Genomic DNA, 14,777 nt, shown 5'->3' on the forward strand with positions numbered 1-14,777 from the left:
GAATCCACAGGGGATCACGATAAGGATGGCGCTGTCCATCCGCCAAGAACCGGACCAGGCCCGTGATTCAGGCAAACACAACAGGCAAGGACGAGCAGTGGGCCACAGCCACATCCATACCGCAGGTTCATCCGGATCCGCCTCCACTCCGGAGCAGGATGCGGCCATGGCCGGTACACGGCGCCGGGCCAACCTTCTGCTCGCCGCCATCCTGGTGCCGCTGGGCATCATCACGCTGATCGGTATGATCCTGCTCTGGCCGAGCGGAGACCGGACCGGAGTGACCGTCGCCAATCCATTGGCGACGGCGCAGGGCACCTCCATGGACACGGGCATCGTGCAACGCGTTGTGCTGGAGGACTGCCCCTCGTCCGCTCCAACCGTCGAAGCCGGGGGAGAAGCGCAGCAGTGCCTGGTTGCCTACACCCAACCGAATGCCGGTGGTTCAGCCGTTCCGGTGGAGTTGAACCCGGAAGTGGCGCGCTCAGGACAGGTTAACGCCGGCGATTCCATCCGCTACCTCAACCTGGAGGGCGTGGTGACCGCCTCCGGTGCGCCCTACATTTTTGTCGACTTCGTCCGCACGCTGCCGGTGGCCGCGCTCGCGGTGCTTTACGCCGTCGTCGTTGTTTCAGTGGCGCGCTGGCGCGGGCTGCGGGCCATAATCGGCCTGGTGGGCGCGCTCATTGTGCTGGCCCAGTTCATGCTGCCGGGGCTGGTGGAGGGCAAGCCGCCGTTGCTGCTGGGGCTGGTGGGCTCCGTGGTCATAATGATGGGAGTCCTCTACTTTGCGCACGGCTTCTCGGCGCGGACCTCGACGGCGCTGCTGGGAACAATCTTCGGACTTGGCATCACTGCATTGCTGGCAGCGTGGTCAACCGATACGGCCAACCTCACCGGAGTGGGCTCGGACAGCTCAAGTGCGCTCATCAACGCCTCGCCGGAAATCTCGCTGTCCGGCATCATCCTGTGCGGGCTGATCATCTCCGGGCTGGGCGTCCTCAACGATGTGACCATCACCCAGTCCTCCGCCGTCTGGGAACTGTATGAGCTGGCACCGCACACTTCGACGCGGCGCCTGTTCACCGGCGCCATGCGCATCGGGCGCGACCATATCGCCTCCACCGTCTACACAATCGCCTTTGCCTATGCCGGCGCTGCGCTGCCGCTCCTGTTACTGGTGTCCCTGCAGGACTCGTCGCTGGTGACCACCCTGACCAGCGGCGAGTTGGCCGAGGAGGTGGTGCGCACGCTGGTCGGTTCCATCGGCCTGGTCCTGGCCATTCCCGTCACCACCCTGATCGCGGTGCTGGTGGTGAAGGCCGTCGGCATCCGCCGGCCGTCCCGCCCTGAGCAGGACACCACCCCCGCAGCGCTGGTCGCGGACGAGGCCGACGCCGGCGCCCCTGTGCCTGCGGACGTTCCCGAGAACCCGTTGCCTAGCCGCCGGGAGTTGCGCGAGCAGAACTCGCGTTGACGACATCGACGGCGGAACCTGGCACTGAGGCAGCCTGGCACGGAGGCAGCGGATCCGTTGCGTGTCGTCAAAGGAAGGTGCTTCGGCGCGGCTCCGTTTGCGCATTACCAACGGATCCGCAGGGATGAAGTCCGACGCCGGCCCGGCCCTGTGCACGGAGGCGCCTGCCGATTTGCCCCGCCTTGCGACAATGGATAGGTGAGCATTGCACCTACAACTCCTGCCGCGACGCTGGACCTCCCGCCCCTGCGCCTTGGCGGTATCACCGTCAACACGCCGGTGGTCCTTGCTCCGATGGCAGGCATCACCAACACCGCTTTCCGCCGCCTGTGCCGCGAGTACGGCGGCGGCCTGTATGTCTCGGAGATGGTCACCTCGCGTGCGCTCGTGGAGCGTAATCCGGAGTCGCTGCGCATCATCTCCCACGACGACGACGAAAAGGTGCGCTCCGTCCAGCTCTACGGCGTGGATCCGAAGACAGTCGGCGCTGCCGTGCGCATCCTTGTGGATGAGGACCGCGCCGACCACATTGACCTGAATTTCGGCTGCCCGGTCCCCAAGGTCACGCGCAAGGGGGGCGGGGCCGCGCTGCCCTGGAAGATCGACCTGTTCACGTCGATCGTCCAGACCGCGGTCCGTGAAGCCTCCCGTGGCGACATTCCGCTCACGATCAAGATGCGCAAGGGCATCGACGAGGACCACCTGACCTTCCGCGAGGCAGGCAAGATCGCCCGCGACGCCGGTGTGGCCGCCGTCGCCCTGCACGGCCGCACTGCCTCCCAGTTCTACTCAGGCAAAGCTGACTGGAACGCTATCGCCGAACTGCGTGAAGCGCTGCCGGACATCCCGGTCCTCGGCAACGGTGACATCTGGAGCGCCGAGGATGCCATCGCCATGGTGCGGCAGACCGGCGTCGACGGCGTGGTCATCGGCCGCGGCTGCCAGGGGCGTCCGTGGCTGTTCGGTGACCTCCAGAACGCCTTCGAAGGCAGCTCCGAGCGGCACCAGCCCGGCCTCGGGCAGGTGGCAGACACCGTCTACCGGCACGCTGAACTCCTTGTGGACACGTTCGGCAACGAGATGATGGCGCTGCGGGACATCCGCAAGCACATGGCCTGGTATTTCAAGGGCTATGTGGTCGGCGGCGACCTACGCGCGGCGCTCGCCACGGTGCCCACCCTGGAGGTGCTGCGCGGCCTGCTGGACCAGCTCGACCGGAACTCGCCGTACCCCGGCGCCGACGCCGAGGGCCCACGGGGCCGCGCAGGCTCGCCGAAACGTCCCGCGCTGCCGGACCGCTGGCTGGAGGCCCGTAACCTGAACGCCGAGCAGCAGGCCGACATCGCGGCTGCGGAAGTGGACGTGTCAGGTGGATAACCGCTACACAGACGCCGACATGGAGCGCTGGGTCGCCGAGCCGCCGAAGAGCACTCACCGTACCCACTTCGAGCGGGACCGGGCGCGGGTGCTGCACTCGTCCGCGCTGCGCCGCCTCGGCGCCAAGACCCAGGTGGTTGCTCCGGACACTGACGATTTCGTGCGGACCAGGCTCACCCACAGCCTCGAGGTGGCCCAGGTCGGCCGCGAGCTCGGCCGTTCCCTCGGCTGCGACCCGGATATTGTCGACGCCGCGTGCCTGTCCCACGACATCGGACATCCACCCTTCGGACACAACGGCGAAGCCACCCTCAACGATCTGGCGCACTCCATCGGTGGTTTCGAGGGGAACGCCCAGACGCTCCGGTTGCTGACCCGGCTTGAGCCGAAGATTAGCCGTGCCGACGGGGGACCGGCCGGCCTGAACCTCACCCGCGCCAGCCTCGACGCGTCCTGCAAGTACCCCTGGACAGCTACGGATGCCCCCGTGATCCACGGGCATCGCACGTCGAAGTTCGGCGCCTACGAGGACGACCTCCCGGTCTTCAACTGGCTTCGGCAGGGCGCACCGGCAGGCCGGTCCTGCATTGAGGCGCAGGTGATGGACCTCGCCGACGACATCTCCTACTCCGTCCATGATGTGGAGGACGCCATTGTCGCCGGCCACTTCCAGCTCAAGTGGATGGACAACCCGGACCACCGGGCCCGCGTGGTCGGTTACACGCAGCAGTGGTACCTGCCGCACTCCGATCCCGCCGCCGTCGACGCAGCCCTGGCCCGCCTGGAGGCGACGGATGTCTGGGTTCGCGAAGCCGATGGCAGCCGTCGGTCCATGGCGGCACTGAAGAACATGACCAGCCAACTCATCGGACGCTTCTGCCTGAGCGCGCTCGAGACCACCCGCGGCCTCTACGGAGCCCAGCCGTTGACCCGCTACGCCGCTGAGATGGTGGTCCCCGAGGACACCGTGACGGAGATTGCCGTCATGAAGGGCCTGGCCACCACTTACGTGATGACGAGCGTCCACCGGCAGCCCATCTACGAGCGCCAGCGCGAGGTCCTGACCTCCCTGGTGCAGCAGATGGCAGCCGACGGCGACCGCTACCTCGATCCGATGTTCGCTGCCGACTGGCGCGAAGCCGACGACGACGACGCCCGCCTCCGCGTGGTCATCGACCAGGTGGCTTCCCTGACGGACGCGTCCGCACTCGCCCTGCACGAGCGGGTGGTGGGCCCCGTCCCGGCCCTTTGGTAGCCCGTTCCACAACTTCCCAACGACGAGGGGCCGCGCCCTTCGAGACACATAGACTGGAACGCATGGCAGGACTCATCAAGCGTGAAGATATCGATGAGGTCCGGCAGCGTACCGACATCAAGGAAGTGGTGGACGGCTACGTCACACTGAAATCCGCCGGCGTCGGCTCGTGGAAAGGACTGTGCCCCTTCCACGACGAGCGCTCGCCGTCCTTCCATGTCCGTCCTCAAATGGGCTCCTACCACTGCTTCGGCTGCGGCGAGGGTGGCGATGTGATCTCCTTCGTCCAGAAGATGGATCACACGTCCTTCGCCGAAACCGTGGAAAAGCTTGCCGCGCGGATCGGCTACGAGCTGCGCTACGAGGACGGCGGCACCGGGCCACGGCGAGAAGACACCGGTAAGCGTCAACGGCTCCTCGACGCCCACAAGATCGCCGCCGAGTTCTACCGCGAGCAGCTCCTGACCCCGGGCGCAGCTGCCGGACGCGCGTTCCTGCAGGAACGGGGTTTTGACCGTGCAGCCGCGGAGCATTTCGGCGTCGGCTATGCTCCGCAGGGCTGGGATGGCCTTCTAAGCCATCTCACCGGCCGTGGATTCACCCTCGACGAGCTGAAGCATACGGGGATGTTCAGCGTCTCCTCCAACAATGCAGGACGTCTCTACGACCGCTTCCGCGGCCGCCTGATCTGGCCTATCCGCGACATCACCGGAGACACGGTTGGTTTCGGAGCGCGCAAGCTCTACGAAGACGACCCCGGCCCGAAGTACCTGAACACACCGGAAACCTCGCTCTACAAGAAGTCGCAGGTCCTGTACGGGATCGACCTGGCCAAACGGGAAATAGCCCGTTCACGCCAGCTGGTTGTGGTCGAGGGCTATACCGACGTGATGGCCTGCCACCTGGCGGGCGTCGGCACCGCCGTCGCGACCTGCGGCACCGCCTTCGGCGCCGACCACATCAAGATCGCACGGCGGTTGCTTTCCGACGACGGCACCGGGGGAGAGGTGATCTTCACCTTCGACGGCGATGCGGCAGGCCAGAAGGCGGCGCTGCGCGCCTTCGAGGAAGACCAGCGCTTCAACGCCCAGACCTACGTAGCCGTGGATCCCACCGGCGCTGACCCGTGCGACCTGCGGCAGAACGCGGGCGACCAGGCGGTGCAGGACCTGATCGCCACCCGGCGTCCACTGTTCGAGTTCGCTATCAAGGCGTCCTTCGAGCAGTTCGACCTCTCCACCGGGGAAGGCCAGATGAAGGCGCTGCGGCACGCTGCGCCCATCGTCGCCAACATTCGGGACGTGTCGCTGCGGTCCGTCTATACCCGGGAGCTGTCCCGGTGGTTGGGCATGCAGTTCGTCGGCGAGGACCAGGTCGCCCGGGCAGTCTCGGCCGCGGCCAAACGGGCAGCCCAGCCGGGGTCCGAGCGCTCGGGCGCTCCGGAGCGCTCCGCCGAGCGTGCTCCGGCAAATGCACCGGACGGCGTGCCGGAGCAGGTCCCGGGGCGGACGCAGTTCACGCGGCCGGACCCGCGCGACCCGGTGGCCCGCATGGAGCGGGAGGCGCTCGAGGTCGTCCTGCAATATCCCCAGCTTCTGGACGGGGGGCAGTGGGAGAACTTTGTCGACTCGCGCTTCTCCGTGCCCGCCTATGCTGCCCTGCATGACGCTGTAAGGGCGGCGGGCGCAGCGGGCGGGCAGAATCCCGGAACGGCATCCAACTGGGTTGAGCGTGTCCGGCAGGAGGTGCCGGAGGTGCTGCGCGGCTTTGTGAGCGAACTGGCAGTGACTCCGCTGCCGGCCAAGGATGCAGATGCGCTGACCCTTTACTGCCGGGACATCCTGAACAGGCTTGCGGAGCTACGTATCACCCGCCTGAAGGCGGAGAAGCTCAGCGCTCTCCAACGCCTTGATCCGGCCGGAGATCCGGCACTGTTCCAACAGTTGAACCGGGAGCTGATGGAGCTGGAAATGGAGCGGCGCGCGCTGCGCTCCGACTAGCAACCGCTCAATTTCACTTCGACCCGGATCGTATGTAAAGTAGTACCTGCTGCTTTCCCCCGTAGCTCAATTGGCAGAGCATTCGACTGTTAATCGAAGGGTTACTGGTTCAAGTCCAGTCGGGGGAGCAAATAGGCTCCTGACCAGCGGAAACGTTGGTCAGGAGCCTTTCTCTTTTCCCTTGTTCGGTTCGCACTCGAGCCGCTGACGAGGCGGCCCCAGACACCTCCCAGCGCCGAAGCGTACGCTTCTGTCCATGGTCCACTCCGAGCACCCTGAGCTGATCCTTGTCACCGGCGCCACCGGCTATATCGGGGGGCGTCTCGTCTCCCGGCTGGTGGCTGAGGGCCGCAGGGTCCGCGTGGTGGTGCGCAACCCGGACAAGCTGAGGGATGTGCCGTGGGCTGACGAAGTCGAAGTCCTCGAAGGTGATCTGCAGGACGCGTCTGCAATGGAGAAGGCCTGCAGGGGAGTCACCACTCTGTACTACCTGGTGCATTCGATGGGCTCGGGGCGAGGATTCGAAAAGCGTGAAGCGCGCATCGCGGCTATCGTGGCGGACGCCGCTGCAGCTGCTGGAGTACGCCGGATCGTGTACCTGGGCGGCTTGCACCCGCAGGGAGTCAAGCTGTCTACCCACATGCGTTCACGGGTAGCCGTAGGGGAGGCCCTGCTCGCCTCAGGCGTGCCGACGGTCGCTTTCCAGGCCGGCGTCGTAATCGGGTCAGGGTCGGCGTCGTTCGAGATGATCCGCCACCTGTCCGAGGTGCTTCCGGTGATGCCGGCCCCGAAGTGGGTGTTGAACCGGATCGAGCCGATCGCGGTACGCGATGTCCTGCACTACCTCCTCGGTGCCCTCGACCTCCCCGAGGGTTTGAACCGGACCTTCGACATCGGCTCCGGAGACGTGCTTACCTACGCGGACATGATGAAGCGCTACGCGGCTGCCGCGGGGTTGCCGGGCCGGACCGTGCTTGCCCTTCCGGTCCTCACACCGCGCCTCGCCGGTCATTGGGTCAACCTCGTAACCCCCATTCCCCGCGCGATGGCCATGCCCCTGATCGAGTCTCTCCAGCACGACGCAATCACTGCTGAGAACGACATCTCCGGCTACCTGCCCGAGCCCGTGGGCGGCCTCACGGGTTATAGCCGTGCGGTGGAGTTGGCTCTGAACAAGATGAGCAACGGCGAGGTCGAAACCAGCTGGGCCGGGGCTTCACAGCTCGATACGGTCGCCGATCCGCTCCCGTCCGACCCGCAGTGGTCCGGGCACACTGTCTACAAGGATGAGCGGAGGTACCGCTCGAGTGCCCCACCCGCCGCTGTCTGGAGCGTCATCGAGGGCATCGGCGGCGAGAACGGCTGGTACTCGTGGCCAGTAGCCTGGGCTGCCCGAGGTTGGCTGGACAAGCTCGCCGGTGGGGTGGGGCTGCGCCGCGGACGGCGCCATTCTTCTGAGCTGATGGCAGGGGAGGCCCTGGACTTCTGGCGGGTGGAGGAACTGGTTCGTGGTGAGAAGCTGCGGCTGCGGGCGGAGATGAAGCTGCCGGGCCGGGCCTGGCTCGAGCTGTCGGTAGTGCCCGACGGCGGCGCGAGCGAATACCGCCAACGCGCCGTCTTCTTCCCGAGAGGCCTCGCGGGCCGGCTCTACTGGCTCGCCGTCCTGCCGTTCCACGGCGTCATCTTCGCGTCGATGGCCCGGAACATCACCCGGGCGGCAGAGCGCGCAGCCCAGCCGGCCTGAGGGCTGCGAACCCTACCCGATCGCGGGCACGGTGCGAGGCCGGACGATTGTCCAGAGGAACACCACGCCCAGGCTGATGCAGGCGGCCATGACACCGGCCATCGGGGTGGCGGAGTCGATGCCGAGCAGGCCCACGACGGGGGAGATGACGCCTGCCAGGCCGAAGGTCGTTGCACCTAGCAGGGACGCTGCCGTCCCCGCCTGGGCACCGTGGTTGGCAAGGGCCAGTACCTGCACGCAGGGGAACGTGAAGCCGGCGGCCATGATGTAGAACCAGAGCGGAACAGCCGTGCCCCAGAAGCCGAAGCCCAGGTAGTCGAAGAGGATGATAAGCAGGGCCATGGTGAGCATGAGGGCCGTTGACCCCACGAGCACCCACTGCGGGCCCACCCTGCGAAGCACCCGTGAGCTGATCTGCACCGCAGCGACGATGCCAAGTGAGTTGATGGCGAACAGGACCCCGTAGCCCTGCGGATCCAGGCCATACACGTCCTGGAACAGGAACGGCGACGACGACAGGTAGGAGAACAGGCCCGAGAAGTTCATGCCGCCGACCAGCAGGACGCCGATGAAAACCCTGTCGGTCAGGACTGCGCGGTAGCGTTGCAGGGCGGTCGAGGAGGAAGCCTTACGCCGGTCCGCGGGCAGCGTCTCGATGATGAACGTGGACACCGCGAGGATCACCAGGAAGGCGTAGGCGGCGAGGAACCAGAAGATCCCGGGCCAAGGCATGATTACCAGGAGTTGGGAGCCGATGACCGGGGCGAAGATGGGGGCCATTCCGTTGACCAGCGCCATATAGGACAGCATCCGAACCAGCGGGTAGCCGCTGAATAGGTCGCGAATCATGGCCATTGCGACGACGCCGCCACCTGCAGCACCCATCCCCTGGAGGACGCGAAACACCATGAGCATGCCGATGTCCGTCGACATGGCGGCCCCGACTGAGGCGACAACGTGAAGGCTGGTTGCGGCGATCAGCGGAAGCCGCCGGCCGACCTTGTCGCTCCAGGGGCCGACCAGGAGCTGGCCGGCAGCGAAGCCCACGATGGTGCCTGTGAGGGTGAGCTGGATTGCCGCCTCAGTGACGCGAAGGTCGTCCTGGAGGGCGGGGAAGGCTGGGAGATAGAGATCGATCGTGAAGGGGCCGAGCGCTGTCAACGTTCCGAGGATGAAGACATAGATCAGCTTCTGGCGCCGTGTGAGGGCGTCGCCGGGGTGAGTGATGGTGCTCAACAGATACCTAACTGGGGCGTGTGTGCGAGGGCGGTGATAGACGCGCTGCGACGCTGCAGGTGCCAGATGGTGGAGGTGCGCATCCGAAGGGCTGGATGCGAGAGCGTCATGGTGGTTGCCGTAACGAATCAACATCTATCTTAGAACCCCTGCGCAAGCCCCCGCTGCTGGGAGCAGATGGGGGATTGCTCAGTCGACTTAGTGTTGTCGTAGGGTGAAGGGTCAGATCTGCGTGGATCAGCCGAACCTTGAGGAGACATACAGTGCATGCCAGCCGTCCGAGCAGCAACGAAGCCGGTAGCGCGCCTCGCCCGCACACCGGCAAGGTCATCGGCGTCAGCGTCGCTGCAGCCGTCGGCGGCCTGCTGTTCGGGTTCGACACCGCCGTCGTCAACGGAGCGGTGGATGCCATCCAGCAGGACTTCAACCTCGGCGAAGCGGTGCTCGGGTTCACGGTGGCAATCACGCTCCTGGGCTGTGCGGCCGGGGCCTGGTTTGCAGGTGAACTGGCTGACCGACTGGGCCGCAAGCGGGTGATGTTCGGCGCAGCCATTCTGTTCCTGGTCAATTCCGTCGGTTCAGGGTTCGCATTCAGCGAGTGGGACCTGATGTTCTGGCGGCTTGTCGGCGGTGTGGCGATCGGCGTCGCCTCCGTTATCGCCCCGGGGTACATCGCCGAGATCGCTCCCGCAAAGTGGCGTGGAGGTCTTGCCTCGATTCAGCAGTTGGCCATCACGATCGGCATCTTCGCGGCCCTGCTCTCCGACGCCTGGCTCGCGGACCTCGCCGGCGGCGCTTCGGGCGACCTGTGGTGGGGCTTGCCTGCCTGGCGCTGGATGCTGCTTGTCGGCGTCGTGCCTGCCCTTGTCTACGGAGTGCTGGCTCTGACCATTCCGGAATCACCCCATTACCTGATCCGCGGAGGCCGCGACGCAGAAGCCGCGCACGTTCTCTCCCGGGTGACCGGTGTGCGCGATACCTCGGCCAAGCTGGGCGAGATCCGGGCAACCCTGCGGACCGAAGACAGGACCACGCTCCGCGACCTGCGGGGGCCGGCGCTGGGCATCCAGCCCATCCTCTGGGTCGGAATGGCCATCGCCGCGCTCCAGCAACTCGTGGGAATCAACGCCATCTTCTACTACTCCACAACGCTGTGGCAGTCCGTGGGCTTCAGTGAGAGTGATTCGTTCACGACGTCGGTAATCACGTCCGTGATCAATGTCGCCATGACCTTCGTCGCCATCTTCTTCGTGGACCGCATCGGCCGGCGCAAGCTGCTGCTCGTTGGCTCCGCAGGCATGTTCGTAGGGCTGCTTGCAGCCACCCTCTCCTTCGCGCAGGCCTCCGGGAGCGGCGAGGACGTGAGCCTCCCCGGCATCTGGGGTCCCGTAGCGCTGATCGGGGCGAATTTGTTCGTGATTTTCTTTGCGGCGACATGGGGCCCGGTGATGTGGGTGACACTCGGCGAGATGTTCCCGAACAAGATACGTTCCATCGCGCTGGGGGTCGCCACAATGGTCAACTGGATCTTCAACTTCCTGGTGACGCTGGCCTTCCCCTGGGTCAGCGAGAACCTCGGAGTATGGATCATGTACGCGGTCTTCACCGTATTTGCGGTCGTCTCGTTCTGGTTCGTCCGGACGCGCCTTGAGGAGTACGCCGGACGGGAGCTGGAAGACCGGGACGAACTGGTGACCAGCTGACCGTGGTCGTCGTCGGCCGGTTGACCGGCGAACCATGGGCGAGAAATATGCGGCGGTGGTAATTTTGGGAAGCGAAGCGCAGGACAATCGGATGGAGGCAGGGCACATGGAGAGCTCGACCAGCACGCGGGTAGAACGTTCCGGCGGCACCCCGTCGGTGATCGGACTGATCAGACTGCTCCTGCGGCTGACGCCCCGTCAGTTCGGGGACGAGTTCTCACTAGCTCGCGAACAGCTCAAGCAGAAGGGCGTAAAGGCAGGGGTGGCGGCCGCGTTCTTCGTGGTTGCGCTCATTTTCGTCGCGTTCCTGGTCGTCGCGCTTATTGTCGCCGCCATCATGGGCCTGGCCACCGTAATGCCTCCGTGGCTGGCCGCTCTCTGCTTCGCCGCGCTTTTCCTGATCATCGCGGCCATTGCCGGCTTCATGGGGTTCTCCCGGTTCAAGAAGGCGCTGCCGCTGCTCCCTGAGGACGCCATCCGCGGCGTCAAGTACGACATCGGAGTGCTGAAGGAAGGGCGGAAGTTCAATCCCGCCACACTCGACGCGCCGAAGCCGAAGGAACAGAAGAAGCCCAAGCACAAGGACACCGGAGAGCCCAAGCCGGCCACGCCGTCGTACGCCGAGCTCCGCAGCCGCTCCGGACGGCGCCGCGATCACATCGCCGAGACCCGCGACCAGCTTGACCGTGGCCTGGACTTCAAGTCGCGGTTCGGGAAGACCACCTCGCGGGCCAAGGATGCCGCGGCTCGTGCCAAGTCCTCCGCTGCCCATGCCAAGTCCTCCGCGCTGCATGCCCGCGAGGCCCGGAGCTCGCGCACCCGTCCAGAAACCGCCGCCCACGCGGTTCGTCACAACCAGACCCTTGCCGACCGGTGGAAGCCCCTGAGCGTCGTGGCAGCTTCGGCAGCTGCCATTGCCGTAATGGTCCGCCGCCTCGTCACAAAGTAGGCGCGCGAAACAGACGCGGAACAGTCGCTGTATCCCCGCCTGCAGGGTTGAGCCCGCGACAGCCTGCATAATGGGGAGCGGAGGGACCGTGATCAGAATTATTGGCGCAGGGGGAAAGCCTGGGCATATTCCTGCCGAACTGAACACTTTCTGGACCCTGCCCAACATCATCACCGTCATCCGGTTCTGCGGAGTTCCGCTCTTCGTGGCGTTCGTGGTGCAAAAGGATTACGCCGCAGCCGTCATCACACTGGTTGCGCTCGGTTCCACCGACTGGATCGACGGCTACGTTGCCCGCCGGTTCGGCCAGGTGTCGTCGGTGGGAAAATGGCTTGATCCCCTTGCCGACCGCACCGCCCTGATCGTGGTTGCGGTGACATTCGTGGTGGACGGCGTTGCACCGCCCTGGCTTGTCTGGACCATCGTCATCCCGGACGCAATCCTCATTGTCAATGCGCTCATTTTGTTCCGGGGCCGGCTGCGCCTGCCTGTCACAAACATCGGCAAGATCCGGACTGCGCTGCTGCTGGTCGGTTCCCCCCTCCTGCTCCTGCAGCGCGTCGAGGGATTTGACCAGACCTGGCTCGAAATAACAGCGAACGTCCTGCTCCTGCTCGGCTGCATAGGCCACATCATCGCGTTCTATGGCTATTTCATTGCTGCCCACCGCAAGTACCGGCTGGAGCGCGCCGCATGATGAGAGCAGGCGCATGGCCTGGGTAGCGGTTCTGCTGGCGCTGCTCGGCGCGTGTTTCCTCGCCGTAGGCGCGCAGCGCCAGGGCAGTGCGGTGCGCTCGAACACCGGCGGGTTATCCCTCAACTCGACAGGCTTCATGCGGTTGCTGCGCAATCCCCGCTGGATCCTCGGACTGATCCTGCTCGGGGCCGGCATGGTGTGCAACGTGATCGCGCTAAGCCTCGCCAGCCTCACTGTGGTGCAGCCCATCGGCGCGATCGCCCTGGTGATCACCACGGTGGTGAACTCCCGAGACCAGGGGGTGCGGATCAACCGACCCACCGTCATGGCCATCTCAGCGTGTGTTGCGGGAAGCGCGCTGTTCGTACTGCTGGCCCTCAACGTAACCCGCAAGGACCACGTTGTGCTGCCCGACCAGGAGCTCACGGCAGTGCTGCTGCTGTGCATCGCCGTTGCGGTATTCGGGACCCTAGCGGCTGTCTTCAAACGCCGCCTGAACGCGTTCGCCTACATTCTCGGCGCCGGCGTGCTGTTCGGCTTCGTTGCGGTTCTCACCAAGATCATCGCCACGCACCTGCTCGATCCGAACGGACGATTCCTTCTGAACGTGCCGATCTACAGCGTGGTCGCAATCATTGCCGCAGCCGGGCTGGGGTCCTGGTTCGTCCAGAGCGCCTACGCCACCGGACCGCCCGACCTGGTCATCGCCGGCCTCACTGTCATCGACCCGATCGTGGGCATCGCCGTCGGTATCGCAGTGCTCGGCGAGCTCCAACCCAATGTCGAATCGGTGATCGCAATTGCCATGGGAGTGGCAGCCATCGTTGCTATTGTGGGGGTAACAGCCCTGTCGCGGCACCATCCAGATGTGGTCAAGCGCCAGAAGGAAGCACGACGGCGCTAACGCCGGTGCACTGACCATCGTTGCCAACCCGAGGACTACTTCGTGACAGATTCGGCAGCACGTTCGCCGCTCACCATCCTGATCGCCGCCGACACTTATCCGCCGCACATCAACGGCGCGGCGCAATTCGGTTACCGGCTTGCCAAGGGCATGAGCGCACGCGGGCATAACGTACACGTTCTCGCTCCGCACACCACCAAGGGCAAGAGCTTCACCGAGCCGGGCGGCGACTGGACAGTGCACCGGCTCCGGTCGCACTCGGTACCCACCCACGACTACTGGCGGATCTGTTTCCCCTGGGAAATCAAGCGTGAGATCAGCATGCTCTTCGATCGCGTGCAGCCGGATGTAGTACACGTGCAGTGCCACTACATGGTGGGCGAATACACCCTGTATGAGGCCGTGAAGCGGGGGATCCGGGTGGTCGCCACCAACCACTTCATGCCGGAGAACCTCAACCCATTCCTGCCCTTCCCGCAGTGGTTCAAGAGCATCGTTGCCAGGAACTCGTGGCGGGACATGGGGAGGGTGATGGGCAAGGCGGATGTCGTCACCACGCCCACGCCTCTGGCAGCCAAGGCAATGCACGAGCACGCGTTCCTTCGCAAGGTGTTGCCGCTGTCCAACGGAATCGATGCCGCAGCCTATGAGCCAAGGCCGGGAGAGCAGATTGAGCGCCCGGACCACCCGATTGTTCTCTTTGTTGGGCGATTGGCGGAAGAGAAGCACGTCGATGTGCTGATCGATGCTGTTGCAAAAACCCCTGACCATCTGAACCTCCACCTGGAGATCATCGGTGGCGGAGAAGTGAAGCCTGCATTGAAGGCACAGGCGGAGCGCCTCGGACTGGGGGACCGGGTCAGGTTCCTCGGACTCGTTGATGACGAGGAGTTGAGGCTGGCGTACCTTCGTGCCACGGTTTTTTGCCAGCCCGGTACAGCCGAGCTTCAGTCGCTCGTGACGCTCGAAGCGATGTCTGCGTCCACTCCAGTGCTCCTCGCCAACGCGATGGCGTTGCCCCATCTAGTGGAGAACGGTTCAAACGGCTATCTCTTCACACCCCATGACAGTTCCGAGCTAAGCCGGCGGCTCACCGAGATCATCTCGCTGCCCGAAGCGGAGCGGGAACTGATGGGCAAGATGAGCCGGTCAATGGTGGAGAAGCACAGCATTGATGCAACGCTGTCAACGTTCGAGGATCTCTATCGCGGCCGGCTGCACGAAACGGAGACCGTCTAAACCGCCAAGTGCGCTCAGGAGCATGGCTAGAATAGGTCTGCGCCCGTACGAATGTAAGCGTATTGGGCAGCGCCGCGGGGCTGTAGCTCAGCCGGTTAGAGCAGCGGACTCATAATCCGTTTGTCGTGGGTTCAAGCCCCACCAGCCCTACAACAGCGGAACCCTGGTCACTTGGTGGCCGGGGTTCCTTGCTTTC

Annotated in this window: 11 protein-coding genes and 2 tRNA genes; 12 read left to right on the forward strand and 1 reads right to left on the reverse strand. The window is 65.1% G+C overall.

Features of this window, described 5'->3' with window-relative positions; translation table 11 throughout:
• Positions 1-97 precede the first annotated feature (97 nt).
• The 6 genes from GC088_RS05395 to GC088_RS05420 all read left to right on the forward strand — a co-directional run bounded on the left by GC088_RS05395 (position 98) and on the right by GC088_RS05420 (position 7,853).
• Positions 98-1,477 carry a YibE/F family protein gene (locus GC088_RS05395; protein ID WP_323961169.1) on the forward strand — a complete coding sequence of 460 codons (1,380 nt, stop codon included), beginning with the start codon at positions 98-100 and terminating at the stop codon, positions 1,475-1,477.
• A gap of 198 nt (positions 1,478-1,675) precedes the next feature.
• On the forward strand, positions 1,676-2,854 hold the full coding sequence (gene dusB, locus GC088_RS05400) for a tRNA dihydrouridine synthase DusB (RefSeq protein ID WP_323961170.1): 1,179 nt from the start codon (positions 1,676-1,678) through the stop codon (positions 2,852-2,854).
• Between the two features lie 19 nt (positions 2,855-2,873).
• On the forward strand, positions 2,874-4,109 hold the full coding sequence (locus tag GC088_RS05405) for a deoxyguanosinetriphosphate triphosphohydrolase (RefSeq protein ID WP_323961953.1): 1,236 nt from the start codon (positions 2,874-2,876) through the stop codon (positions 4,107-4,109).
• A gap of 62 nt (positions 4,110-4,171) precedes the next feature.
• Positions 4,172-6,109, forward strand: a complete 1,938-nt coding sequence (dnaG, locus tag GC088_RS05410; protein WP_323961172.1) for a DNA primase — start codon at positions 4,172-4,174, stop codon at positions 6,107-6,109.
• 55 nt (positions 6,110-6,164) lie between these two features.
• A tRNA-Asn gene (locus tag GC088_RS05415) sits at positions 6,165-6,237 on the forward strand.
• A 128-nt stretch (positions 6,238-6,365) separates the two neighbouring features.
• Positions 6,366-7,853, forward strand: a complete 1,488-nt coding sequence (locus GC088_RS05420) for an SDR family oxidoreductase (RefSeq protein ID WP_323961174.1) — start codon at positions 6,366-6,368, stop codon at positions 7,851-7,853.
• A gap of 12 nt (positions 7,854-7,865) precedes the next feature.
• Here the strand turns inward: GC088_RS05420 and GC088_RS05425 are convergent, their stop codons facing one another.
• Complete coding sequence (locus tag GC088_RS05425; protein WP_323961176.1) at positions 7,866-9,089, reverse strand: multidrug effflux MFS transporter; 1,224 nt, start codon at positions 9,087-9,089, stop codon at positions 7,866-7,868.
• Between the two features lie 263 nt (positions 9,090-9,352).
• Here GC088_RS05425 and GC088_RS05430 point away from each other — a divergent pair, with 263 nt between their 5' ends.
• The 6 genes from GC088_RS05430 to GC088_RS05455 all read left to right on the forward strand — a co-directional run bounded on the left by GC088_RS05430 (position 9,353) and on the right by GC088_RS05455 (position 14,731).
• The gene (locus GC088_RS05430; protein ID WP_323961178.1) at positions 9,353-10,792 is read left to right on the forward strand and encodes a sugar porter family MFS transporter; all 1,440 of its coding nucleotides are present in this window, start codon (positions 9,353-9,355) and stop codon (positions 10,790-10,792) included.
• 106 nt (positions 10,793-10,898) lie between these two features.
• Positions 10,899-11,741, forward strand: a complete 843-nt coding sequence (locus GC088_RS05435; RefSeq protein ID WP_323961180.1) for a phage holin family protein — start codon at positions 10,899-10,901, stop codon at positions 11,739-11,741.
• 88 nt (positions 11,742-11,829) lie between these two features.
• Entirely contained in the window at positions 11,830-12,438 is a 609-nt protein-coding gene (locus GC088_RS05440) for a CDP-alcohol phosphatidyltransferase family protein (RefSeq protein WP_323961182.1), read from the forward strand.
• A gap of 13 nt (positions 12,439-12,451) precedes the next feature.
• Positions 12,452-13,342: a DMT family transporter gene (locus tag GC088_RS05445; protein ID WP_323961955.1), complete on the forward strand. Its 891-nt coding sequence runs from the start codon at positions 12,452-12,454 to the stop codon at positions 13,340-13,342.
• Between the two features lie 42 nt (positions 13,343-13,384).
• Positions 13,385-14,581 carry a glycosyltransferase gene (locus tag GC088_RS05450; RefSeq protein WP_323961184.1) on the forward strand — a complete coding sequence of 399 codons (1,197 nt, stop codon included), beginning with the start codon at positions 13,385-13,387 and terminating at the stop codon, positions 14,579-14,581.
• Between the two features lie 76 nt (positions 14,582-14,657).
• A tRNA-Ile gene (locus tag GC088_RS05455) sits at positions 14,658-14,731 on the forward strand.
• Positions 14,732-14,777 lie beyond the last annotated feature (46 nt).

The organism is Arthrobacter sp. JZ12 (genome assembly GCF_035189165.1).
In the GTDB taxonomy this organism is placed as follows: domain Bacteria; phylum Actinomycetota; class Actinomycetes; order Actinomycetales; family Micrococcaceae; genus Arthrobacter_D.